This is a genomic window from Natrinema sp. H-ect1 (genome assembly GCF_041821105.1).
GTDB lineage: Archaea > Halobacteriota > Halobacteria > Halobacteriales > Natrialbaceae > Natrinema > Natrinema thermotolerans.
In genome coordinates this window covers 687,419-711,135 of the sequence record NZ_JBGUBA010000001.1, presented here as the reverse complement: position 1 = coordinate 711,135, position 23,717 = coordinate 687,419, and the positions used below count along the sequence as shown (strand labels likewise).

Genomic DNA, 23,717 nt, shown 5'->3' with positions numbered 1-23,717 from the left:
ACAAGTATGAGCAGTATGGCCCACCTCACGATAGAGACGGGAGTGAGGCCCGTCACGGAGGTCAAAGAGGAGGTGGAGGCGGCGCTACAAGCGGCGGACGACGACCAGGAATCCCGCTACCCGGAGGTGTACGAACACCACGGCAACGTCGCCGCGACCAGGGGCTACCGGCCGAAAGACCTGTCCGGGGTCGACGTGCCGCGCGTCATCTGGACGACCTTCAACGACACCGTCGATGCCGGTGCCGGGAACCTGCACGAGCGGATCGGCGACCGGTTCATTCAGGTCGAGAACGTCGAATCTCCCTACCAGGAGGGCCGCTACGGCGGCTACGTCGGCGACTTCTTCCGCATCAACTACGGCATCGTCCCACGATACGGCTACGAAGAGACGCCGAACGTCGGCCAGACGAGTCGGCCCGGGCGTGAGGACTGGCACTCCATTCTATCTACCGGAGATGAAAGCCCCCCGATGCCGCCTGAGGAACTGGGAGCGTGGCTCGACGGATATCCTCCGGACGGTCTGGACCCCGAGACCATCCGTACACTGCTCGACTACGACCCCTACTATCGGGTGGCCGGCCACCTATTCGCGAGCCAAGCCCGAACCTGGGTGACTGGGGACAGTGCTGAGTCGCTTTTCGACCAGCTCGACGAGCCCGACGACGCAGAGCGAGCACGCATCGTTAGGGCTGCATGGGCTTGCGGTACCGATGACACCGACCAGTACAAGGAACTGCTCGCAGCGTTGGGGACAGTCGACGAGCGAACGAAAGCGCTCATCGCTCCCAAGTTGTGGGACCCAGCACCGTTGACTGACGACGAACCCCCGGCCCCCTCGTTGCTGACGGCGCTTCTGGACCTGGTCGACGACCCCGTTCCGGAACTCCGAGTCGGGGCCATCATGGGTGCGAGCATGGTTCTGGGGCATCTTCAGAAAGACGTCATCGGCGGCAAGATAGAGGGTGATGTGGCGTTCGACGGCGTGGTCAAGCCGTTCTACGAGGCGCTTCGGGAGCTGATGAGCGATTCGGACATCCGTGTCCGCGAGCGTGCCGTCACCATTACCGACGAGTTCGTCCCGGTGACCGACGAGACGATTCCAGAGTTCACCGCCGCCAACATCCTCCGGCCGATTACGAGAGATCGTCTCGACTTCCAAGACCGATGGGCGTTCGCACGGGCAGTCGCCGAAGCAGCAGCGGAATCCAGCTCGGAGACACCCGACCGTGGAATCGTACTCGCCGGGGCCTTCGACGGCGAACCCAACGCCGTCCCCACGCTCGTGGAGTACGCGTACGACGAGCGCGGCCCCTATTACGAGCGCGTCCGGCACGAACTGGCCCGGTTCGCCGACGACCACCCGGACGCTGCCCTCGGAGCGCTCGAACCGGCAGTCCGGGCGGTCGAAGCAGGAACCGAGACGACGGCTGACGTGAAGTTGCTCCAGGCCCTTGCGAGCGAGGCGCCCGACAGAGTTGCGCCGGCAGAACCCCGATTAGAGACGATCCGGGACGGCGCCGATGAAGACGACAAGCGCGACGCTGCCGACCGGACACTCGAACAGCTGCGCGGCGGTGCAGTGTGAGGCGGCTCCAGACGATCTTTGCTGTATCTACACTCTGCATTCAGTAGGTGAATTTTGCATATTTCAGACAAATAGATAGCCGCTTCGGTAACTGCTTGTCCCCTACTTATCGCTGTGACCTCTCACGGGTCGATTTCGGTCCCGCCCGTCAGGTCGCCTCACACAGCGTCTGCTCGAAGTACTCCCGGACCGCGGTCGCGATTTCGTCGCGCGTGCCGAGGAAGAAATGGTCGGCGGGCAGCGACGTGGTCTCGTCGCCGCGTTCTCGCGCCCGTTCCACGACCTGTTCCCAGTCGACGGTGGTGTCGCGTTCGCCGTAGAGGACGTGAGTCGGGCGCTCGATCCGGTCTAGCGCCGCGAGCGCGTCGAGATCGTCGGCAAGTTGCGCTGTCGGCGCGAGGACGGCGACGGCGTCGGGGTCGGCCTCGGCCGCGGCGAGCAGCGCCAGCGACGCGCCGAAGCTGTAGCCGAAGAGGCCGACCGGCAGGTCGCCGCGGCCCCCGTCGTACTCGTCGCGCGCCCAGCGAACGGCGTTGCGGACGTCTTCCCGCTCGCCGTAGCCCTCGTCCCACGCGCCGTAATCGAATCGCAGGCAGGCGATGCCGGCCTCGACGAGTGCGTCCGAGACCGCCCGGAGCCGCTGGTCGCTGCGCGAGCCACCATGCTGTGGATGGGGCGGGCAGGCGACGACGATCGCCCGCGGCTCCGCTGTCGGTTCCTCGAGCGTGCCCCGGACGTCGCGGCCGCCCGGAACTAAGACGTCGCTCATGGGCGTTCGTTCCGAACCGGTGCTAATGAAACCCGGCGTCGCCGGCGGCCTCGAGCCACGCTCAGGACCGGACCGACGAGGCGGTAAACGACTCGCGCAAGCGAGACCGTTCGTATTCGCCGAGGACGGCGTAGGCGACGAAGCCACCGAGGAGGGCGAGACCGCCGAGCGACTGGGGTCCGACCTCGAGGGGCGCACCGGCTCCGGTGGAGCGGACGGCCGCGGCGACGAGTCCGAGACCGATCGCGATGCCGAGGCCGCCGGGACGGCGCTCGGCGGCGTCCGTTCGGACCGTGGCCCACAGCCGCCACCCCGCCGCGAGGGCGACGCCGGCGACCAACAGGAGGACGACGGTGTGTCGGGCGACGACGATCGACCCGACGAACGCGACGGCACCGCCGACGCTGGTCCCGAACGCGGCGCGTTGGAGGGCGGCGATTCCCCCGTCGATGCCGGTCTTCGAGCGGGACTGCCCCGCGTCGCGTTCAGTCGCCGCGTCGCCCCCGGCCGCGATCGCGTCGGGTTCGCGGGTCCCGCTCGAGGCCGCGTCGGCCGCCCCGACGTGGGCGACGCGCTGGCCGGCGCTGAGGTATGCTCGGCCGTCGTCGGGAGCGTCCCCGGTGCCGTCGGAGCGTGGTTCGTCGATATCCGCTCGAGCGCCCGGCCATTCGGCGTCAGCGTCGTCGAAGGCGATCGGGAGCCCCGCCGCGAGTTCGAAGCGGGGGTGGTCCTGCAGCTGGAAGTGGAGGTGTGGCTCCGAGGAGTTCCCGGAGTGGCCACAGCGACCGACCTCCTGCCCGCGCTCGACGCGGTCTCCGGGGGAGACCGTCAGGCTGCCGGGGACCAGATGGGCGAGACAGCTGTACTCGTCGGAGGCGTGCTGGATCACGACGTAGCACCCACGGATGTCCCGTTTCAGCGGGTGGGAAAGGCCGCCGCCGCGGGGGGACTCGAAGTCGGTGTCGAAGACGTCGACGACGACCCCGTCAGCGGGAGCGAGGATCGGCTCGTCGTAGCAGTAGTACGAGTCCACTGCCGACCCGGACTCGGTGGGGGCGGTGTGACCGTCCGCGTCGGTGATCACGAAGTCGTAGGCGTATCGCTGGGTGGCAGGGAGCCACGAGTGGGAGTAATCGTGGTCGTAGCTGCCGTTAACGACGGTCCAGGTCCCGTCGAACGGGAGCCGGTAGGAGACCCGCTGGTCGTAGTTCTCGGGGTCGGGGAACGCGCCGCGGTGGCGGACGAACGCCACGCCGGTGCCGAGCCACTGCGAGAGGTCCTGTGCCAGTACGAGCGGATTGACGAACGTCAGCGGCATCGTCAGGAACCACGCCGCGTACTCCCGCCAGTTCCCCATGTGGAGCCAGTCGGTCGGCTCCGCGCGCTCCTCGCCGGCCCCGCGTCGCAGCACCAGATCCAACAGCGGCGAGACGAACGGCCAGAGGAAAAAGAGGAAGAAGAGTTCGAAGACCTCGAGGACGGCCAGCGAGTCGAAGACGTAACTGGGAACCGCCAGCAGACCGAGCAGGGCTAGGTACAGCGGTTCGAACGATCGCAGCCGACGCCGGACTCGCGCGGCGATCGTCGTCGATTCGGCGGTTCGGATCCCCTCTGTCATAGGGTAATGGTGGTGCCGAGAACACGTAATCACTTTGTGAACTGAAATTCACGAGGGCGGTTGTCACGGCAGGTTTCGGCGGCACAGTCGGAACGGTCAATGGGGCGTCGAGACAACGTCGGCACATGAGTCCGGACGACGAGTCGGCGGCCGCGGTTCGGGACGCCTTCTCCCTGCTCGGTCACGAGATCCGCCTCGAGATCCTGCTCGCCTTGCTCGAGGACTGGCACGCGGTCTACACGGAGCCGCGGTCGTACGCGGAGCTGATGGATGCGGTGGGCATGCGCGACAGCGGAAAGTTCAATTACCACCTCGACAAGCTCCGGGGCGTCTACGTCCGCAAGGTCGAGGACGGCTACGTTCCGACGGCGGCCGTGACGGCGCTGTACCGTGCCGTCCTCGCTCACCGGCCGGCCGAAGGGGTCAGGGACTGGACACCGTCCGAGCCGACGCCGATCGACTCCGAGTGCCCGGATTGCGGTACGGGGGCGGTCCTACGGTACGAACGGGGGTTCGTCACCGTCGCGTGTTCGGCCTGCGAGGAGTGGTCCGGCTTCACCTATCCGTTCCCGGCGAACGGCTTCGCCGGACGGAGCGCGGACGACGTCGCACGCGAAACCGCACGTCGTGCCCGCTTTCACGTCGGACTGGCCCGTACCGGTCAGTGCCCCTTCTGTGCCGGGACGACGACCGTCGACTCGCGCCTCGAGCGCGAGGGCGAGGACATCGTCGAGATCACGTGTGACACCTGTACGTTTCTCGTCGGCGTGGAGCCGCTCTCGGCGCTGCTGAGTGACGGTCGCGTCGCCGCGGCGCTTTCCGACGTCGGAATCGACCTCGAGCGTCCGGACTGGGAACTCCCCGCGCCGACGACCAGGGTCGAGTCCCGGGTCCCGGTCCGGATCCACCTCGAGGTTGCGGGCGACGCCGGCACGGCGACGATCGTCGTCGACGACTCGCTTGCCGTCCGATCGGTCGAGACCGACCGCTAGTCCGCGGTGTGTTCCGCCGTCGGCAGCGCCACCGGCCCCGCGCTCGCGAACATTGGATATTCCTGAAGTGACATTTTTAAGGCCCGCGAGCAATACGTAGCGAGTATGGGCATCCTCTCTCGGGCTTCCTACGTCATCCGGTCGAAACTCAACTCGGTGCTCAACCGGGCCGAGGATCCGACCGAGACGCTCGACTACTCCTACGAGCAGATGCGTGACCAGCTCCAGCAGGTCAAACGCGGCATCGCCGATCTCACCACGCAGAAAAAGCGCCTCGAGATGCAGAAACGCCGCCTCGAGGAGAACGTCGAGAAACACAACGATCAGGCCCGCACTGCGGTCCAGCAGGGTCGGGAGGATCTGGCGCGACGCGCACTCGAGAAGAAGAAGACGAAGATGAACCAGATCGAGGATCTGGAGCGCCAGATCTCGGACCTGCAGAACCAGCAGGATCGGCTGATCGACCAGAAAAACGAACTCCAGAGCCGTATCGAGGAGTTCCGCACGAAAAAGGAGACGATGAAGGCCCGCCACGAGGCCGCCAAGGCCAGTTCCACGGTATCGGAAGCGATGACCGCGACCGGCGAGGAGTTCGAGGACGTCGGCCGCGCCATCGAACGCGCCGAGGAACAGACCGAGGACATGGAGGCCCGGGCCGCCGCGATGGACGAACTCCACGAGTCGGGCGCGTTCGACGACGTCCTCTCGGACAAGGACAACATCGACCGCGAACTCGAGCAGCTCTCGACCGACAGCGGCGTCGAGGCCGAACTCGAGACGCTGAAATCCGACGTCGGTGCCGACGACGCGGAGTCGGCGGCCGAGCAGACCGGCGAGGCCGACGAGGCGGAGCTGACCGACCTCGAGGGCGAGGACCAGGACGAGGTCGAGGCCGAACTCGCGGAACTGCAGGACGAAGAGAGCGCCTGAGCCACCGACGGATCGACTGCGTCACAGCGACCGCGAGCGTCTCGAGCCGACGCTCGGTCTCCGCTGCTGTAGTCGGGAGAAACTGTTACCATTGTTCACGGTCAAGGGGTAGTATGAGCAACGTCTCGCGGTTCGACTCGATTTCCCTGACCAATCAGGCCGTCCTGCTGGGGCTCGCCGATCTCGCTGGCGAGGGGGAGACGCCGGTTCAGACCCACGACGTGAGACGGCACTGCAAACAGCGGCTCTCGGATGTCGATACGGAGGTCGTCGGGACGATCTCCGAGGCCGACGTCATCCGATCGCTCTACCGGCTCGAGGAGGAGGAGTTAGTCGAGGAGGTCCCGCCCGCGGAGACGTCGCCGACGGGGAAGGGGCGACCGGCCTACGCCCTCGCCGTCGAGTCCGACGCGGTCTACGACGGCGTCGTCGACGAACTGGTCGAGGGGACGCGGGACTGACGCCGCGGCGGTCGGGGGAACGATGGTCGCGATCGCCGGTTCCGACGCCGGTCACGAGGGTGTTCCGAGTACCGTGATGTCGTAGTCGGCCACGTCGCTGGGAGCCTCGAGGACGACGACCTGAAACTCCCAGGCGTCGCCGGCCCCGAGGTCGCCGGTGCTGGCGAGATACCGGCCGAGGAGGTTGCCGGCGTCGTTGTAAATTCGGGTCCGGACCTCGACGGTCTGGAGCCGGTCCGATCCCGTGTTGGTCACGACCCCTTGGACCGTCGAGCCGAGGTAGCCGTTCTCGAGGACGAACTCGTGTTCGACCAGCTCGAGGGAATCGAGCGGCGTCACCGAGTTGGTCGGTTGCTGTTGGGCCAGTGACGAGGCCGTGGACATCTCGCTTGCGTTCCTGCTCGAGGCGTTGCTGGCGTTTATCGGGCCGACGTTACCGCTCTCGTAGCTGGGGTCGCCGCCGAGCGCGTCGCTGCCGGTACAGCCGGCGGCCGCGGTCGCCATCCCGACGCCGAGCGACGCGAGCAGTCGTCGTCTGCTCGTCGTCTCCGAGCGCGTCATCGGGACCTGCCCGTCGTCCGCGAGTCGATTCCGGTGCCGAGCATGTCTTCGGGAACACCGCCGACGCATTTCAGTGTAGGCCCTGAAGCGACAGCGCTCGGCGGTGTATGCAACGCAGGCCCTTATTGTCGGGTCGATTGAACGTGTCGCCATGTCCTCCGAGACCGACGAGACGCTCGAGTCCTACGGGGCCGACGTGGGCGGGCCGGAGGGGCCGCTGACGCGGTTCCACGAGTGGGTGCTGATTCAGGGGAACCGATTGGTCGTCGCGGCGTTGCTCTCGGCGGTCATCTTCGCGCTTATCGTCGGCCTGTACGAACTCGGCGTGATCAACTTCGTCAACGGGAGTTCCGTGACGAGCGTGGCAAGCGGCATGATCGCGGGCACGTTCTCGCTGGTGACGCTCGTCGTCTCGGTCAACCAGCTCATCCTCTCCCAGGAGTTCGGCGCGGCGGGGAAGGCCCGCGACCGATTCGAGGGCGTCGTGGCGTTCCGCGAGGACGTCGCCGAGACGGCGGCCGTTTCCGCGACGCCGACCGCGCCCATGAGTGTCCTCGAACTGCTCATCGAGTCGGTCCGACGCGACGCGGCCGAACTCGCCGACATCGTCGCCGATCACGACGACGAGGTGCGGGAGACGGTCGTTCGGTACACAAACAGCGTCAGGGAGCGGGCCGACCGGGTCGACGAGACGCTCGAGCGCTCGGACTCCGACGCCGACACCTTTGCGGCCGTCTGGGCGGCAATCAACTACGACGAGGCCTGGCAGCTGTACGTCGCGACCCAGTTGCGCAACGACTACAACGAGTCGCTGTCGCCGACGGCGAAAGAGCAGTTCGACGACCTGATCGGCACGTTGAAACTGTTCAGGGTGGCCCGCGAGCAGTTCAAGACGACCTATCTGCAACGGGAACTCACCCGGTTCTCGCAGCTGACGGTCTACTGCGGCGTCCCGTCGATCCTGTCGGCGATCGTCGTCGGCCTCCTCTACGCCGACTTCGCCGGGCCGAGTCTCAGCGTCGTTGCGCTCCCCTACGTCGTCGCTGCCCTGATCGTCGTCGTCCTCTCGCCGCTGTCCCTGCTGGTCTCCTACATCCTCCGGATCACGACCATTACCCGCCGGACCGCGTCGGTCGGTCCGTTCGTCCCCCAGAAGGATCCCGACGAGGGACCGTTCGACGTGACCGCCGGCGAGGACCGCTGATCACTCCCGGTCCGCGTCGGCTCCACGACCGGTCTCTCGGCGGATGAACGGCCCGATCGCCGCGTCCACTTCGCGAGGTTGGGAACCGGGAATATGCGACGGGACGATCGCGAACGGTGTCACGGAGCGCGAAGGCGATACCGACGACCATTAGTCCGTGGTCGACCCCCGGGGTTCGTATCCCCCCAGCGGCTACCGGGGACCGTGATCGTCGTCATCTGCGGGCCGCCGGGCACGGGCAAGTCAACCGTGACGGCCCGCGTTCGGGACCGCCTCGAGACGCGCTCGATTCCCGTCCGGACCGTCCACTCCGACGACTTCTCGAGTCGGACCGACGAGCAGTTGGCCGAGCGGGTCGCCGACGCGCCCGCGACGGGCGTGACGCTGGTCGACGGGACGTTCTATCGGCGACCCTGGCAGACCCGGTTTCGGACGCTTGGCGATGTCCGGTTCGTCCGCCTGACCGCGAGCCTCGAGACCTGCCTCGAGCGCAATCGCGCTCGTCCCGACTCGATCGACGAACGGGGCGTCCACGTGGTCTACCGGGAGTTCGACGCGCCCGACGCTGCCCTCGAGATCGATACCGACCGCTGCGGCCCCGACGCGGCGGCCGATCGGGTCGCGGCCGCGATCGAGGGCTGGCTCGAGTGACGTTCCGCGAGTCGTTCCGGAGCGATCACGGCCCCAAATCGATGCCGAACGGGTCGAATCCGGACGGGTCGAACGGGGCGAGATCGGCGGGTAGTTCGTCGGGGACGACAGCCTCCGGGAGCGCCGCCCAGCCGAGGTCGTCCTCGCCGGGAACCGCGTCGGTGTCGAACGTCGGTTCGTCGGCGGGGTCGACGTCGCGGTCCTCCCGCGGCGGCGCGTCGTGGGCGTAGACGCTCTCGGGATGGTCGACGGTCCAGACGTGGAGCATACAGGGGGTCCGACAGGGGAACTCGAGGTCGCCGTCCGCGGCCGCTCCCTCGTAGGTCTGCCGGTAGAACCACCACGCGAACCGACCGGGGAGGCCGGTGTGGGCGTGCCACGGCGAACACAGTTCGGCGTCAGCGTCCTCGCCGTACACCGCCGGCGGCGCGACGGCCGTGCCGTCCTGCGTCGCGATGAACATGACGCCGATCGAGCGCCACGTTTCGTTGTCGACCAGCACCGATTCCGGTCGCTCGGGTTCGAGGAGGTCGCCGTCGCCGATGAACGCCGGGTTGAGCCAGTGCGACCAGCTGTCGTCGCCGGTCTCGAGCGTATCGAAGTACGGTTTGTAGCCCGCCTCGAGCAGTGCATCGACGTCCGGGTACCGGCGCTCGAGGGCGTCCGCGACCGCGGACTGCAGGGCGACCGTCCTCGGGTGGTCGTCCGCACACCCCTCCATGCTCGCACCCTCGCAGTGGGCCATACTGGGCTCGATCGTCGCGTCGGGACAGTCACGATCGAACCGTCGGACGAGGTCGTCCCGCTCGTTGCCGTCGTCGGCGCGGGCGCTCCCGATGGCCGAGAGTGCGGCCGTTCCGGCCGAGGCCCGCAGGAGCGTTCGTCGGGACACGGTTCGATCGTCGTCGCTATCGGACATACCACACGTTCCACACCGACGATCGGTATGAAACCCCGTTGGGAGTTGTCCAGACAGTCGCCGACAGTGGTGTGATGCGCGCAGTTGAACGCTGACTCGAGGACGGCTTCGCCGTCGGCGACCGAGTGGGCGATGTCGATTCGGACGCGAACCGGCAGTGGCCGGATCGATGGGCATGCGTCGCAGTCTCGCACTCTCGATACCGCTTGCTTGCCACTGTCCGACTCGGAACGCAAACACCCTAATTGTACGTTCATTTTCCGGTGATGGACCATCGAGCGAACGCAGCCGCCGGTCCGGCTGGGTGCCATCGAAGGAGCGCCGCTGCCGATTCGGGGACGGTCCGGCCGTCGGCGGGACGGTCCCGTGATCAGGACGAACCGAAGCCGGCACCCGTCCCGGACCGCTCGAGGGCGGCGAGGTCGATCCGACCGTCCGCAAGGGGGACGCCGTCGACGGGGTCGTCGGCGAGCAACAGCGAGCCGTCGAGGTCGGCGTAGTCGAGCAACGGCGCGAGGTGACAGGCCGCGGCGATCGAGGCGTTCGACTCGTTCATACAGCCACACATGACCTCGAGGCCGTGGGCCCGGGCGGCGCTGATCAGCCGTCTCGCCTCCCGGAGCCCGCCGCATTTCATCAGTTTCAGGTTCGCGATGTCACAGCGGTCCGCGATACGGGGGATGTCCGCGAGCGTTCGACAGGACTCGTCGGCGGCGATCGGTAGCGCCGAGCGCTCGGAGACGAACTGCAGCCCTTCGGGGTCCTCGGCGGCGACCGGCTGCTCGACGAACGCGAGGTCGAACTCGGCGAGCCGGTCGATCTTTCGGACCGCCTCGCGGGGGGTCCAGGCCTCGTTGGCGTCGACGAACAGCCGCACGTCGGGTGCGACCGATCGAATCGTCCGGACGATCTCGAGGTCGCGGTCGGTCCCGAGTTTGACCTTTAGGGTGTCGAACCCGCGCTCGAGGGCCGTCTCGGTCTTCTCCCGCATCCGATCCGTGTCGTCGAGCCCGATCGTGTACGAGGTCGAGAGCGTCTCGGCCGGGTCGAGTCCCCAGTAGCGATAGAGGGGCACCTCGAGTCGCTTCGTGACGAGGTCGTGGAGCGCGATGCTCACTGCGGCGCGGGCGGCCGGGTTCTTCCGGACCGTCTCGCGCATGCGGCGTTCGATCCGCTCGAGTTGGTGGGGATCGCCGACCGATTCGACGACTGCGAGCAGGTCGGGCAAGACGGCCGCAACGGTGGCCGCGGTCTCGCCGTAGTGTGTCGACGGGGCGGCGGCCCCGAGACCGGTCGTCCCGTCGTCGTCCTCGATCCGGACGTAGACGACCTCGGTCTCGGTCGTCGTGCCGCGGGAGATTCCGAACGGGTACTCCAGCGGCAGCGAGCGCCGCTCGAACGATGTCTCGAGGCTCATAGCAGCGCCTCGAGGACGTCGTCGGTTCCGAACCGGATGACGTCGTCGGCCGGCGCGCCGAGGGCGTCGGCGTATTCGGCGACTGCGTCGCTGGCGGCCGCGTCGTCCGCCAGCCCGGACGTGTTGAGCGCGCCGGCGACGACCTGCCCGTCCGCGACCGGCGCGGCGACGCTCTCGTAGAGGTCGATGTACGTCGGGATCGACGGCAGCGCGAACGACTCGTAGCCGTGGATCGCCTCCCGGCCGGCCTCGTGACAGAGGACGAGTTTGTCGGCCATCGAACCGTGGAGAATGCCGAGCGTGACCGGCGAGTACGCCGGATGGACGATGCTTCCCTGCCCCTCGACGAAGAGGTAGTCGTGGTCGTCGCCGATCTCGAGGATCATCTCCTCGACCGCGCCGGCGGTGAAGTCGCTGACGACGCGGTCGATCGGGGTGCCCCAGCCCTCGATCATGATGCCGGTCTGGCCGGTCGGGACGACGGCGGCGTCGTGGCCGGCCGCGCGGGCGTCCCGGGCCAACTCCATCGTCGTCGTCATCTTGCCGACCGAACAGTCCGTGCCGACGGTGAGGATCACTTCGGCGTCGACCTCATCGGCGACGCCCTCAGCCACCGTGAGGCCCTCGGGCGGCTTCCGGACGTCGCGCAGTTCGCAGTCGTTTTCCGCCGCCAATCGGGCGAACTCCTCGTCATCGGACAGGAAAGAGTGCAGCCCCGAGATCACGTCATAGCCGTTCTCGAGCGCGACTCGAATATCGTCACGCCAGCTTTCCTCGAGATCGCCGCCGATCGGTGCGATCCCGATCAGTAAGGCGTCGACGGCGTCGGCCTCGAGGTCGTCCATGCCTTCGACGATCGGTGCGTCCTGGACGTCCGGGACGAAGTCCGACACTCGTCGGCCGGCGCTGTCACGGTCGAGGACGGCGACGATGTCGTGGTCGGCGTATCGGAGAACCCCGAGCGCGGTCTTGGCTCGGTCGGGAAACTGTTCGTGGGCAAGAATTGCGACGCGCATATTGGGACCTAGACGGGTGGTGATTAAAGTAGTGCGATCGGGATCGGCATCGGGGCGGTCCGGCGGCCGCCCCCGTAAGCCCTTCTTTCGGTCACGGTCCCGTTCACGGACCCACCGTTTCGGTTCCCGGACCGATCGATCGATCAGCAACGGTCGGTAGACTTATCACTGTGGGGCGTGGCACCATGTGTCATGAATGGTGTCCTCAACGAGACGACGAACAAGATCCACAAGCACGAACACGGTCGTTCGGACTTTCAGACGACTTGTGGCGCGACCGCCCACGTCGCCCACGAGGATCTCCGACTGATCCCCGTCGAACAGGCCGACGACGCGAACCGCTGTGGCCGCTGCTTCGAGGACGGCGGCGGCTACTGACCCAGACGTACTATTGGCACCGGTTTCCGGTAACCCGCAGGACGGCGGCTACTAGAGGACTCGCAGTTCCGTCGTCCAGAACGACCGATAGGCGTCCTCGAGCGCGGATTCGGGATCGCCGGTCGCGTCGACCGCGGCGGTTCCCGCCGGCTCGAGGCCGACTTCAGCGACGAGCGTGTCGACGACGCCGCGCTGGCCGACGACGAACAGTCGATCCACGTCGCCACGGCGTGTCGCGACGGCCTCGCGACAGCGCTCGAGGTGGTCGTCGATCTGTTCGTCACGGATCCGTTCGAACCGGGCCTGTGAGAACCCGCCCTTCGAGTGGGTGCCCTTGACATCGCTTTCGAACCCGCGGTAGTCGATCCGCTCGTCGCCATCGTAAACCCCGAGCGCGAACAGGTCCGTCCGGACCAGCGCAAGGGCGTGGCGGCCGGTCGGCAGGAAGGTCTCGCGGTCGATGGCGAACCCGTCGTCCCATGTCGGCTCGAGCGTCGGCTCGACCGGCGGCGACAGGGCCACCGCGATCAGGCCGGCGTCGTCGACACAGCACAGACACGGCGCGGCGTCCTCGAGCAGCGCAACTCGGTCGCCGAGCGGCTCCTCGAGGGTCGACCGGACCGATTCGGGTAACCCAGACTCATCGACCGCGACGGTCAGCGCGCCCTCCGGCCCCGTCCGGAACGAGTCCAGTCGGTCGAGGATCGCCTCGAGACGTCGTCCCCGGACCTGTGTCCGGTGACGGACGGCGACGCCGTCGTCGGCGTCGTCGACCTGCTTGAGTTCGCCCTCGAGTTGGGCGATCCGGTCCTCGAGACGGTTGACCCGCTGTTCGGCCTCCTGTCTCGCCGTGGCCGCCTCGGCCCGGCGGTCGGACTCGGCCTCGTAGCGCTCCCGTAACCGCTCGTTTTCGTCCTCGAGGTCCTCGATGCGCTCTTTGAGCGACGCACGGCCGAGCAGCTCGTCGATCATTCGGCGGAAAACGGGAAGCGAGCCTACTTCTAGGTTCCGGCGTTGGACAGGTCCGTGCCGGCCGGGTCGGGTTGCCAGCCGCCGGCGAACTCGAGCAACCGACGGGCGCAGTCGCGCCGGGCGAGAAACACCTCCCGGAGCGACGGCGGGTTCCTGATATCGGTCCCCTCGAGCATCGACTCGGGGAGCGCCAGCGTGTTCGTCGGGACGTTCTCGCCCCCGTGGACCGCGAAGTGTCGCGACTCGAGTTTCATTACGAGCGGGGTATCGAGCCGCTCGAGGCCGTCGCCGCTGGCGTAGACCTCCTCGTTGAGCCGCTCGTGTTGCTCGCTGTGCATGAGTGCGTGATCGCCCTCCGTGGGAGTCACGTAGAGTCGTCCGAGATAGTAGCTCCGCGAGAACACCTCGAACATGGTGTTTGGTGACAGGGGACGCACCGATATAACCCTTTTCGGACAGGTTTAAATCGACGCGCTAACAGACCGGTCCGTCGGTGGGGCATGATGCGGTTCCGGGTCGCGGCCGCTCGGCGGTCCGGTAGGGAACGTCGACGCTACCGCCGACGGTTCCGCGGTCCGTGAAACGGTTCGAACGGTTGGTGACCGAACCGTTCGTGAGACCCGATCGGCGGCGACGGTCGACCGGAAACGACGACAACTCCGCCCGCCTTGAACGCTCAAACGGTACCTCGACCGACGATGAGATCGATTAAACGGTCCGAACGAAGGTCCGTCTTTTTACTATGTTCCCGCAGACAACACACACGATGACAACCACTCGGTCGGTCGCCCTCCTGGTGGCCCTCGCAGTCGGCCTCACGGTCGCGCCGCTTGCGAGCGGTGCCGTCGTGAGTCCGTTCGCCGAGCCCGCCGCTGGCCAGAACGAGTCGGTAGCGGGGAACGCCTCCGTCGGAACGCTTCTGCAGGCGAGCGCGGCCGATACGGAAAGCACAGTCGATTCCGAGCAGTTCGAAGCCGCCCTCGAGAACGCGGCCAACGAGAGCCGGTTGCTTACCGACCGGACGGCCGACCTCGAGTCACGGTTGGCCGACCTCGAGGCCGAACGCGATCGCCTCGAGGCCGACTACGAGAACGGCACCATCACGAAGGGTGCCTATCGATCCCGGATGGCGAAGCTGACGGTCGAACTCGCCAGCCTCGAGCGGTCGATCGAACGGACCGAACGCCACGCCACCGAGGCTGGCGTCGCGGCGGACCGCCTCGCTGATCTCCGCGGAAACGCTTCTGCGGCTCGACAGAGCGCGGCGGAACGCGGTGGGCCCGGCGTTCGCGGCGTCGCTCGCGGGCTAGCCAACGGCGGTGGCCCGCCGGACGATGCCGGCCCGCCGGGCGATCGCGGCGGTTCGAACGGTCCGGCGGCCGACCCGGGCAAGGAGTCACCGGGAAACGGACCGGATAACGCCGGCTCCGCCGGGAACGCGACTGCGAACGGGTCCGGCGGTCAGTCCGCCGGGAACGGCGACGGCGGTGGACCACCCGAAACGACCCCACCGGCGTCCGGTTCGGGGGAGACTCCTGACAAAGGAGCCAACGGCGAGTCCGCAAGCGGTTCGAAGTCGACGGATTCCGACGACTGAGCGTCGTCGCTCCGCCTGAGCCGCTCGCCGTCGCGGATCCGGCAAGCAGACACGCTTTTCAGCGGTGACCACTTACCCACGCTCGATGGATTCCGCCGCGTTGTTGGACTTACTCGGGAACGAAAACCGGAGACGGATCCTTCGGTTGCTCGCCCGCAAACCGTGTTACGTAACCGAGATTTCGGAGTACATCGGCGTAAGTCCCAAGGCGGTCATCGAACACCTGCGGAAACTCGAGGAAGCGGGGTTAGTCGAGAGCCGGGTCGACGACCAGCGGCGAAAGTACTTTCATATCGCTCGGAACGTCCGGCTGGAAGTGAACGTCTCCCCGTACGGCTTCGCCAGCAAGAGCGCGTATCCGGCCAACAGTAGCTTCGATATCACGACCTGTCGACACCTCTCGATGGACGTCTCCTGGGACGATACGGACGACCTCGGCGAGCTGCTCGCGGCGCTGGAGGACCTCGAACAACTGGAGAACGAACTGTCGCTGGCCCAGCGCTGGGTACAGGGACAGCTCTGTGAAGTCCTCGATCACGTGTCGGAAACCGTCGGCGCCGGCCCGGAGAGTCGGATCTACGCCGACCTGCTCGCGAGCATCCGGACCGAACCCAAGTCAGTCGGCGAACTCAGCGACGACATCGACGCCCCGCGGGAGGTCGTCGCCGAACTCCTCGAGGTGATGGCCGACAACGGCGTGGTTCGGCGGACCGAACGCGGCTGGGAGCTGACGACGAACGGTTAGATATCTCGTGCGAGTCCGTCGCGCAGGTCGCGACCGAAGTAGTAGCCGACGACGGCCGCGAGTAGCCCGACGGTCGCGCCGACGGCGACCAGCGACTGGCCCGAGCCGACCGCTGCGAGAACGGCGTTGTTCAACACCGCGGCGATACCCCCGACCGAGACGCCGGCGATTCCCACCTCGAGATAGCGCCGCTTCGACGCGACGAGGCCGACGAGGAAGGCGACGCCGAACATCCCGATCAGTCGGCCGGCGACGGGCAGCACGGTCGAACCGCCCACCAGACCGACCCCCAGCAATGCGACGAGTGCGAGGTACTCCTTCGGTGAAAAGTATCGACCCAGCGAAAGCCGCGACGTGATCGGCGCGAGCCACGACCGCGAGTCGTCGCCGTCGTCGGCCGCCTGTTCGGCGTCGCGGTCGGTCCCGGTGCTGGGACCGAGCGACGAGTCACCCAGCGGGTCGTCGATCGGGGCTGCCGGCTCGCTCCCGGCGGCGTCGGCTGCCGTCCCCGCGTCGCCGACGTCCGCGCCCGAGTCCGAGAGCAGTCGGTCCGTCTCCTCGAGGAGGTCGTCGGTGGCGGCGGGGTCCCGACTCTCGGTCACCTCGTCCGAGCGATCGCTCATGCTCGAACGGAGGGCGGCCGTCGGCATGGGCCTTTCCCCGGCCACAGGCTATCGGTCACCGGCCGTCCCACTGGCCCCCGAGCTGGCTCGGCCCGGCGATCGCGGTCGCGGCCCCCGGCGTCGGCCTCGGCTTCCTCGTCTTCGCGGGACAGGCGTACTCGTGGTGACGGCGGCCATCGGGGACTGCGACGGAGCTACTGGAGACTACTCGAGGCGCGGGTGACCGAAAAAGAGCGTAAACGAACGGGCCGTTAGCGGACCGAATCGAGCAGGAGCTTCTGTTCGACGCGTTTGACCTCGTGTTGGACGTCACGGACGGCGTCGATGTTCGCGGAGATCGACGTGATGCCCTCCTTGGCGAGGAACTTGACCATCTCGGGCTTGGAGCCGGCCTGCCCGCAGATGCTCGTGTCGACGCCGTGTTCGCGGCAGGTCTCGATGACGTCGCCGATCAGGCGCAAGACGGCGGGGTGGAGTTCGTCGAACCGGTCGGCGACGTTCTCGTTGTTCCGGTCGACTGCGAGCGTGTACTGGGTCAGGTCGTTCGTCCCGAAGGAGGCGAAGTCGATGCCGGCCTCGGCCAACTCCTCGACCGACAGTGCGGCCGCGGGCGTCTCGATCATCGCCCCCCACTTGCGCTTCTCGGGGTCGATGCCGGCCTCTTTCATGCACTCTTTGGCCCGATAGACGTCCTCGGCGTCGTTGACAAGCGGCAGCATGATCTCGACGTTGTCATAGCCCATCTCGTAGAGCCGCCGGAACGCCTCGAGTTCGTGGGCGAACACGTCGGCGCGATCGAGCGAGCGTCGGATGCCCCGGTAGCCCAGCATCGGGTTGTGTTCCTCGGGCTCGTCGGCGCCGCCCTCGAGCTGACGGAACTCGTCGGTGGGGGCGTCGAGGGTGCGCACGCGGACGGGTCGGGGGTAGAACTCGTCGGCGACGCCGCGGATGCCCTCGACGAGTTCCTTCGTGTAGGCGTCGGTGCCGTTTTCCTCGATGAACTTCTCGGGGGTCTGGTTCAGCGAGAGGATCATGTGTTCGGTCCGAAGGAGGCCGACGCCGTCGGCACCCGTCGCGGCCGCGCGTTCGGCCGCTTCCGGGATCGAGACGTTGACCTTCACCTCGGTCGCGGTCATCGGCTTGACCGGCGACTGCGGGCGGACCTCCTCGACCGGTTCGGTCTCCTCCTCGGGTTCGACCGCAGAGCCCTCGAGGACCGAGCCCTTGTCGCCGTCGAGGGTGACGACCTGCCCGTCCTCCAAGACGGTCGTGGCGTTGGTCGTGCCGACGATGGCGGGCACGCCCAGTTCGCGCGAGACGATGGCGGCGTGGCTGGTCATGCCGCCCTCGTCGGTGATGATCCCCGAGGCCCGCTTCATCGCGGGCACCATGTCGGGCATCGTCATCTCGGTGACGATGATGTCGCCCTCGCCGACCTTGGCCAGATCGTCGAGTTTGGTGACGATCTTCGCGGGGCCGCTGACCGTCCCCGGGCTCGAGCCGAGTCCGTCGACCAGAACCTCGCTCGAGCCGCTCGCGTCCGCGCCGGTACTCGCGCCCTCGGCGCTCTGGACGCTCCCGCTGCCGTCGGTCAGTCCGGCCGCGGCGTCGACGCCGCCGGCCGCGTCGGCTCCGTTGCTGGAACTCTCGTCGATGGTCGTGATCGGCCGGGATTGGAGCATGTAGACGTCCCCCCCGACGATGGCCCACTCGACGTCCTGGGGCTCGCCGTAGTGGTCCTCGACGCGCTCGCCGAGATCCATCAGCGCGTCGATCTCGTCGTCGGCGAGGACCCGTTCGTTGCGCTTGTCCTGTGGCACCTCGCGCTCGACGGTCTCGCCGGTCGCCTCGTCTTTCTCGTGTTTGACCTTCTTCTCGGCGACGGTGACGTCGACGTCGCGGTCCTCGCGCTCGACGACGTAGTTGTCCGGTGACACCGCCCCGGAGACGACGGCCTCACCGAGGCCCCACGCGGCCTCGATGATCATCGTCGGCTCACCGGTCGAGGGGTGGCTCGTAAACATCACGCCGGACTTCTCGGCGTCGACCATCTGCTGGACGACGACGGCGATGTTGACCGCCGAGTGGTCGAAGCCCTGCTCCTGACGGTAGTAGATCGCCCGCTGGGTAAAGAGCGACGCCCAACACTCCCGAACCCGGTCGAGCAGGTCCTCCTCGGTGACGTTGAGGAACGTCTCCTGCTGACCGGCGAAGGAGGCGTCGGGCAGGTCCTCGGCCGTCGCCGACGACCGGACCGCGACGAACGCTTCGCCGTCGCCGACCTCGCCGTAGCTCTCGAGGATCTCCGCGCGAAGCTCGTCGGGGAAAGGCGTTTCGAGGATGAGTTCCTGTGCGCGATCGGCGGCCTCGGCCAGCGCACTCGAGTCGTCGACGTCGACGTCGACGGCCGCGAACAGTTCCTCGTCGATCTCGGCCTCTTCGATGAACGATCGATAGGTCCCGGCAGTTACGACGAATCCCGGCGGAACGGGCAGCCCCGCACCCGTCAGCTCGCCCAGGGAAGCACCTTTACCGCCGACCTTCTCGAGGTCGCCGGCACTGATCTCGTCCAGCCAGAGTACAGCCATCTCTAGTGAGTCACTCGCTGGAACCGATAAAGAAGGTTGCGAACAGTCGCGCCGGATCGCAACTCGGCCGCGAGGTAATTTACGGCACGGTTCCGTCGGCCGCCGCTGTCCGCTCCTGACTGGGTCGGTCGGAACCGCCGCTTTAGCAGTACTGGCGATCGTCTTCCCATAGCGACTATACGATTCCAGCGACTGTCATCGCTATGGGGCTTCGCAACTCGTTCAAGTGGACGATCGTCTATCGGGGAATCACCGTCGGGTCGCTGGTACTCGGGCTGGCGCTCGTCGGTGCCGGGCTGCTCGCCGGCTTCGGCTCCGCGGTCACCACGCTGTTTACCGACCCGCGCAACGCCGAGTCCGCCATCGAGCAGTCGGATCCGATCATCACCCTGCTGTTCGCGGCCGCGGGGATCGTCGTCTGGCAACTCGGCAAAACCTACGCGCTGTTCGTGACCTTGCCCCGCGCGGCGGGTCGGGCCGCCGGCCGGCAACTCGACGCGACCAAACTCGCAAGCGAGGTACAGGACGGACTCGACGACCGGCTCTCGGACCTCGAGGACGACCTCGCCGAGACGAAACGCGCCGTTCGGGCGCTGGAGGGCGACGGGCAAACGACGACCTTCGACGAGACCGACCGTCTCGAGGGTGAGACCGACCGGCCCTCGGAGCTGGAGCCGGCGACTGCGGAGACGAACCCGCCGCCGTCGAGCCCATCCGACAATCCGAGGACGGAGTCCGCGGACGATGGCCCCGCGAACGACCGGTCCGCGACGGGGCTCGACGACGATACCGAGCCGGCGGACGAAACCGGCGACGACGCGGACGACCCGCTGGCCTGATCAGGCCTCGAGGATGTCGTCCTCGTCGGCGGCGGGGACGGCGATCGAGCCGTCGAGGACGGTCACGCCGCGGCCCCCCACCTGCACGCCGTCCGCGAGCCGCACGCGGACCGCGCCGGGCCGGTCGACGTAGTGGCCCTGCTCGAGCCGGAGTTCGTCCGGGAGATCGCCGTCGAACGCGCCGAACCGATCGAGGTAGGCGGCGACGGCGCCGCTCGCGGTGCCCGTGACCGGATCCTCCGGGACGCCGGCTCCCGGCGCGAACATGCGGCCATGCAGCGTCGATTCGGGCTCGAGCGCGTCGAAGGTAAAGAGGTAGACGCCGGTCGCGTCGACGTCGTCGGTCAGCGCTTCGATCGCGGCCATGTCGGGGTCCGCGTCCCCGACGTCCGAGAGGTACGTGATCGGGACGATCAGGAACGGGAGTCCGGTCGAGGCGACCGCGAGCGGGATGTCCGCGCTCGCACCCTCGAGCGCGGCCCGGTCGACCCCGAGTGCGTCGGCCACCCGGTCGTAGCCCACGTCGACCTCTCGGATCGTCGGGGCGTCCTGTCGCATCCAGACCGTGCCGTCGGCCGCGAGGTCGATCTCGAGAACGCCGACGTTCGTCTCGAGGGTCGTCGTCCCGGGCTCGAGCCCCTCGTCGTGGAGGTGTGCGAACGTCCCGATCGTCGCGTGGCCACAGAGATCGACCTCCTGCGTCGGCGTAAAATACCGGACCCGGCGGTCGGCGGTCTCGCTCGAGCGCAGGAAGGCGGTCTCGCTGACTGCCATCTCCGCGGCAATTCCCTGCATCTGGTCGGCCGAGAGTTCGTCGGCGTCAGGGACGACTCCCGCCGGGTTCCCCGTGTGCGGTTCGTCGGTGAAGGCATCGACCTGCAAGACTCGCGTCGTCTCCATACGACGTGGGTCGGGCGAGCGGCGTATGAATCCTCGGACCCACGGCGGCTACAACCCGCGAACCCACGTCGCAATGTCGTTGACGACCGCCTCGGCGACGTTGTTCCGGACGGCGTAGGCGACCGCCACCGGCTCGCCCTCGCCGGGCATGAACAGGTGATTGCAGTCCGCGTAGGTTTCGACGGTGGTCGCGCCCGCGAACGAATCGTCCCACTGCTCGAGGTCGTCGGCAACGGACACCTGAAAGTCCCGTTCGCCCTGACACAGCAGGACGGGAAGGTCGGTCTCGGCCGCGACCCCGAGGTGATCGTAGTCGCCGATGCTGTCCCAGAACGCGCCGGGTTTGCCGAGGAGCCGCTCGGCGGGTTCGTACTCACCCGACCGGACTCGGTCGATCTCGTCGCCCCAGGTCTCGTAGGTGGCCGTCAGGTCCGCCCACTCGTGGGTCCCGACCGAGACCTTGTACTCGAGCTGCGAGAAGGTGAACTCGGGGTAGGGACGCGCCGGCGGTGCGAGCCCGACGACGCCGGCCAGGCTTCCGTCCCGTTCGGCGATTCGAGGCGCTGCCCGGCCGCCGAGTCCGTGTCCGGCGACGACGATCCGGTCGGGATCGACGCCGTCGACGTTCCGGAGTCGCTCGATCGCGACCGCGGCGTCGTCGGCGGTGACGCGATCGAGCGTGTACGCCTCGGGCGCGACTTCACAAGCCGGAACCCGCTTGTCGTATCGCAGCGTCGCGACGCCCTCCATCGCGAGTCCCTCGGCCAGATCGGCGAACGTCTTGGTGCCCCCGCGCGGGGTGTCGGCCGTCATCGGCCCGTCGTCGTGGACGAGGACGACTCCCGGAACGCCGTCGCCCGCTGCGGGCGTCGTCACCGTCCCCGGCAGCGAGCAGTCGGGCACCGAGAGGGACACCGACTGCGTCGTTATCGCGTCCGGATCGACGTACGACGGCCGCTCGTACTCGTCGCTGAGCCCGTAATTTCGCACCCGCGTCTCGCCGTCAATGACGACGGTACAGTCGTGGTCGCCGCCGTCGAACGCCGCGGTCACTTCGACCGCACGTAGCTGCTGGCCCTCCGTCACTTCCGTCTCGAGGATCTCCTCGAACGAACCGCTCGTAGTCGTCAGTGCCAGCCAGAGCCGCTCGAGGCGACCGGGATCGCCGTATCTCGAGCGCTGGTCCGACCGGAACCGCTCGCTCGCGCGCTCGAACCGCCCGTCCGCGAGGTCCTCGACGAGCGCCGTCGCGACGTCGGTTGCGGCTGCCGGATCGTCCTCGTCGTCGCCGCTCGTTTCGTCGGTGAGGAAGCCGGCACAGCCGGCCACTGCCGACGCTGTCGCAGTCGATACCGCCGCCAGTACGGTCCGTCGTCGGGGTGCCATCGATACCGAACCGACCACGGTCCGTCGGATAAGCACACTGTCGATTCTCCGTGACTGTAATCGGAACCAAGGGGTCAGTCGTCGCTCGGTTCCTCGAGCGGCTCGTCACCCTCGTGATCGGCCATCGGCGGTAGGTCGCCCGACCGGTGGGTCCCCACGGGCGGGCGGTTGACCGCGGCGGCCGGCGAGGCCTCGAGATCGGTACCGTCCTCGCCCTCGATGGTTTCCATCTCACCATCCTCGCGCGCATCTTGGTCGATCCGCATCGAACAGAACTCCGCGCCACACATCGAGCAGAAACGGGCTTCCTTGTAGTTGTCGCCGGGCAGGGTCTGGTCGTGGAACGACCGGGCGCGATCCGGATCGAGCGCGAGGTCGAACTGCTCGCGCCAGTCGAAGTTGTACCGCGCCTCGGAAAGCGCGTCGTCCCAGTCGCGTGCGCCCGGCCGCTCGTTGCCCACGTCGGCGGCGTGGGCGGCGATCCGGTAGGCCGCGAGGCCGTCGCGGACATCGTCCTCCTCGGGGAGCCCGAGGTGTTCCTTGGGTGTGACGTAACACAGCATCGCGGCCCCGGCCTGTGCGGCCATCGCGGCACCGATGGCGCTCGTGATGTGGTCGTAGCCGGGTGCGATGTCAGTGACCAGCGGTCCGAGGACGTAGAAGGGCGCGCCGTCACAGACTTCCTGCTGGCGCTCGACGTTCTCCGCGACCTTGTGCATCGGGACGTGGCCCGGCCCTTCGACCATTACCTGGACGCCGTGGTCCCAGCCGACGCGGGTCAGTTCGCCCAGCGTGTCGAGTTCGGCGTACTGGGCCTCGTCGCAGGCGTCCGCCAGCGACCCCGGACGGAGGCTGTCGCCGAGGCTGAACGTGACGTCGTGTTCGGCAAAGATCTCGCAGATCTCGGGGAAGACCTGATACAGCGGGTTTTGCTCGCCGTGTTCCTCCATCCACTTGGCCATGATGGAGCCGCCCCGCGAGACGATTCCCGTTTTCCGGCCGTCGGTCAACGGCAAGTGTTCGGCGAGGATCCCCGCGTGAATCGTCATGTAGTCGACACCCTGCTCGGCCTGTTTCTCGATGATCTCGAGCAGCAGGTCTCTCGTGATCGCCTCGGGACTGCCCGCCTGCTTGACGGCCTCGTACAGCGGCACCGTCCCGATTGGTACCGGCGAGTGATCGATATGGGCTTCCCGAATCTCGTCTAAGTCGCTCCCGGTCCCGAGATCCATCACCGTGTCCGCGCCGTAGTGGACCGCGGTGTGGAGTTTCTCGAGTTCCGTCTCGAGGTCGCTGGTCGTCTCGCTGTTACCGATGTTGGCGTTGACCTTCGTCGCGAACTCGCGACCGATGATCATCGGATCGAGGGTGTCGTGGTGTCGGTTGGCCGGGATGACGGCCTGGCCCGCGGCGACCTGCTCGCGGACGTACTCCGGATCGCGGTTCTCTCGCTCGGCGACCCGCTCCATTTCGGGCGTGACCGTCCCGTCGCGGGCGGCCTGCATCTGCGTTTTCGACATCGATAACTAGGTTGTACTACTAGGTTATAAAACTCTCCCGCTCC

The 23,717-nt window shown here is 67.5% G+C and carries 23 protein-coding genes; 10 read left to right on the top strand and 13 right to left on the bottom strand.

Features of this window, described 5'->3' with window-relative positions:
* Positions 1–6: 6 nt before the first annotated feature.
* Complete coding sequence (locus tag ACERIM_RS03605) at positions 7–1,587, top strand: hypothetical protein (protein ID WP_373631283.1); 1,581 nt, start codon at positions 7–9, stop codon at positions 1,585–1,587.
* A gap of 148 nt (positions 1,588–1,735) precedes the next feature.
* Here the strand turns inward: ACERIM_RS03605 and ACERIM_RS03600 are convergent, their stop codons facing one another.
* Entirely contained in the window at positions 1,736–2,356 is a 621-nt protein-coding gene (locus ACERIM_RS03600) for an alpha/beta hydrolase (protein WP_373631281.1), read from the bottom strand.
* Positions 2,357–2,417: 61 nt separating this feature from the next.
* Positions 2,418–3,974 (bottom strand): M23 family metallopeptidase, encoded by a 1,557-nt coding sequence (locus tag ACERIM_RS03595; RefSeq protein WP_373631279.1) that lies wholly within the window; start codon positions 3,972–3,974, stop codon positions 2,418–2,420.
* Positions 3,975–4,099: 125 nt separating this feature from the next.
* Between ACERIM_RS03595 and ACERIM_RS03590 the strand changes: the two genes are divergently transcribed.
* From ACERIM_RS03590 to ACERIM_RS03580, 3 genes are all read left to right on the top strand, one after another.
* Positions 4,100–4,966: a winged helix-turn-helix domain-containing protein gene (locus ACERIM_RS03590; RefSeq protein ID WP_373631277.1), complete on the top strand. Its 867-nt coding sequence runs from the start codon at positions 4,100–4,102 to the stop codon at positions 4,964–4,966.
* Between the two features lie 105 nt (positions 4,967–5,071).
* Positions 5,072–5,896 carry a PspA/IM30 family protein gene (locus ACERIM_RS03585; RefSeq protein ID WP_006650242.1) on the top strand — a complete coding sequence of 275 codons (825 nt, stop codon included), beginning with the start codon at positions 5,072–5,074 and terminating at the stop codon, positions 5,894–5,896.
* Positions 5,897–6,009: 113 nt separating this feature from the next.
* Positions 6,010–6,357, top strand: coding sequence for a hypothetical protein (locus ACERIM_RS03580; RefSeq protein WP_373631275.1), 348 nt, complete (start codon positions 6,010–6,012; stop codon positions 6,355–6,357).
* 51 nt (positions 6,358–6,408) lie between these two features.
* Here the strand turns inward: ACERIM_RS03580 and ACERIM_RS03575 are convergent, their stop codons facing one another.
* Entirely contained in the window at positions 6,409–6,918 is a 510-nt protein-coding gene (locus ACERIM_RS03575; RefSeq protein WP_373631273.1) for an FxLYD domain-containing protein, read from the bottom strand.
* 151 nt (positions 6,919–7,069) lie between these two features.
* Here ACERIM_RS03575 and ACERIM_RS03570 point away from each other — a divergent pair, with 151 nt between their 5' ends.
* Positions 7,070–8,122 (top strand): hypothetical protein, encoded by a 1,053-nt coding sequence (locus ACERIM_RS03570; RefSeq protein ID WP_373631271.1) that lies wholly within the window; start codon positions 7,070–7,072, stop codon positions 8,120–8,122.
* A gap of 204 nt (positions 8,123–8,326) precedes the next feature.
* Positions 8,327–8,773 carry an AAA family ATPase gene (locus ACERIM_RS03565; RefSeq protein ID WP_373631269.1) on the top strand — a complete coding sequence of 149 codons (447 nt, stop codon included), beginning with the start codon at positions 8,327–8,329 and terminating at the stop codon, positions 8,771–8,773.
* Between the two features lie 25 nt (positions 8,774–8,798).
* On the opposite strand, the gene ACERIM_RS03560 is transcribed toward ACERIM_RS03565, so the two are convergent.
* The 3 genes from ACERIM_RS03560 to ACERIM_RS03550 all read right to left on the bottom strand — a co-directional run bounded on the left by ACERIM_RS03560 (position 8,799) and on the right by ACERIM_RS03550 (position 12,125).
* Positions 8,799–9,692 carry a hypothetical protein gene (locus ACERIM_RS03560; RefSeq protein WP_373631268.1) on the bottom strand — a complete coding sequence of 298 codons (894 nt, stop codon included), beginning with the start codon at positions 9,690–9,692 and terminating at the stop codon, positions 8,799–8,801.
* A 370-nt stretch (positions 9,693–10,062) separates the two neighbouring features.
* The gene (locus ACERIM_RS03555) at positions 10,063–11,109 is read right to left on the bottom strand and encodes a dipeptide epimerase (protein WP_006650248.1); all 1,047 of its coding nucleotides are present in this window, start codon (positions 11,107–11,109) and stop codon (positions 10,063–10,065) included.
* Positions 11,106–12,125, bottom strand: a complete 1,020-nt coding sequence (locus ACERIM_RS03550; RefSeq protein ID WP_006650249.1) for a DUF1611 domain-containing protein — start codon at positions 12,123–12,125, stop codon at positions 11,106–11,108. Before ACERIM_RS03550 ends, ACERIM_RS03555 begins: the two co-directional genes overlap by 4 nt.
* A gap of 192 nt (positions 12,126–12,317) precedes the next feature.
* Here ACERIM_RS03550 and ACERIM_RS03545 point away from each other — a divergent pair, with 192 nt between their 5' ends.
* A complete protein-coding gene (locus ACERIM_RS03545) occupies positions 12,318–12,503 on the top strand; it encodes a hypothetical protein (RefSeq protein ID WP_006181288.1) in 186 nt (61 codons plus the stop codon).
* 51 nt (positions 12,504–12,554) lie between these two features.
* Here the strand turns inward: ACERIM_RS03545 and ACERIM_RS03540 are convergent, their stop codons facing one another.
* Both ACERIM_RS03540 and ACERIM_RS03535 read right to left on the bottom strand, forming a co-directional pair.
* Positions 12,555–13,475: a Vms1/Ankzf1 family peptidyl-tRNA hydrolase gene (locus ACERIM_RS03540; protein WP_373631265.1), complete on the bottom strand. Its 921-nt coding sequence runs from the start codon at positions 13,473–13,475 to the stop codon at positions 12,555–12,557.
* 29 nt (positions 13,476–13,504) lie between these two features.
* Positions 13,505–13,888: a DUF5802 family protein gene (locus tag ACERIM_RS03535; protein WP_006181286.1), complete on the bottom strand. Its 384-nt coding sequence runs from the start codon at positions 13,886–13,888 to the stop codon at positions 13,505–13,507.
* Positions 13,889–14,241: 353 nt separating this feature from the next.
* Here ACERIM_RS03535 and ACERIM_RS03530 point away from each other — a divergent pair, with 353 nt between their 5' ends.
* Entirely contained in the window at positions 14,242–15,072 is an 831-nt protein-coding gene (locus ACERIM_RS03530) for a hypothetical protein (RefSeq protein ID WP_241429944.1), read from the top strand.
* An 85-nt stretch (positions 15,073–15,157) separates the two neighbouring features.
* The gene (locus ACERIM_RS03525; RefSeq protein ID WP_006650252.1) at positions 15,158–15,817 is read left to right on the top strand and encodes a metalloregulator ArsR/SmtB family transcription factor; all 660 of its coding nucleotides are present in this window, start codon (positions 15,158–15,160) and stop codon (positions 15,815–15,817) included.
* Here ACERIM_RS03525 and ACERIM_RS03520 read toward each other — a convergent pair.
* Both ACERIM_RS03520 and ppsA read right to left on the bottom strand, forming a co-directional pair.
* On the bottom strand, positions 15,814–16,440 hold the full coding sequence (locus tag ACERIM_RS03520) for a DUF456 domain-containing protein (protein WP_373631264.1): 627 nt from the start codon (positions 16,438–16,440) through the stop codon (positions 15,814–15,816). The genes ACERIM_RS03525 and ACERIM_RS03520 overlap by 4 nt on opposite strands.
* Positions 16,441–16,691: 251 nt before the next feature.
* Positions 16,692–19,028: a phosphoenolpyruvate synthase gene (gene ppsA, locus ACERIM_RS03515; RefSeq protein WP_006650254.1), complete on the bottom strand. Its 2,337-nt coding sequence runs from the start codon at positions 19,026–19,028 to the stop codon at positions 16,692–16,694.
* A gap of 203 nt (positions 19,029–19,231) precedes the next feature.
* On the opposite strand from ppsA, the gene ACERIM_RS03510 reads away from it, so the two are divergent.
* Positions 19,232–19,867 (top strand): hypothetical protein, encoded by a 636-nt coding sequence (locus ACERIM_RS03510; RefSeq protein ID WP_373631261.1) that lies wholly within the window; start codon positions 19,232–19,234, stop codon positions 19,865–19,867.
* Here ACERIM_RS03510 and ACERIM_RS03505 read toward each other — a convergent pair whose 3' ends face one another.
* The 3 genes from ACERIM_RS03505 to thiC all read right to left on the bottom strand — a co-directional run bounded on the left by ACERIM_RS03505 (position 19,868) and on the right by thiC (position 23,673).
* The gene (locus ACERIM_RS03505; protein ID WP_373631259.1) at positions 19,868–20,767 is read right to left on the bottom strand and encodes a PhzF family phenazine biosynthesis protein; all 900 of its coding nucleotides are present in this window, start codon (positions 20,765–20,767) and stop codon (positions 19,868–19,870) included.
* A 48-nt stretch (positions 20,768–20,815) separates the two neighbouring features.
* Positions 20,816–22,153: an alpha/beta hydrolase family protein gene (locus tag ACERIM_RS03500; RefSeq protein WP_373631257.1), complete on the bottom strand. Its 1,338-nt coding sequence runs from the start codon at positions 22,151–22,153 to the stop codon at positions 20,816–20,818.
* Positions 22,154–22,227: 74 nt separating this feature from the next.
* Positions 22,228–23,673, bottom strand: coding sequence for a phosphomethylpyrimidine synthase ThiC (thiC, locus tag ACERIM_RS03495; RefSeq protein WP_373631255.1), 1,446 nt, complete (start codon positions 23,671–23,673; stop codon positions 22,228–22,230).
* Between the last annotated feature and the right edge of the window lie 44 nt (positions 23,674–23,717).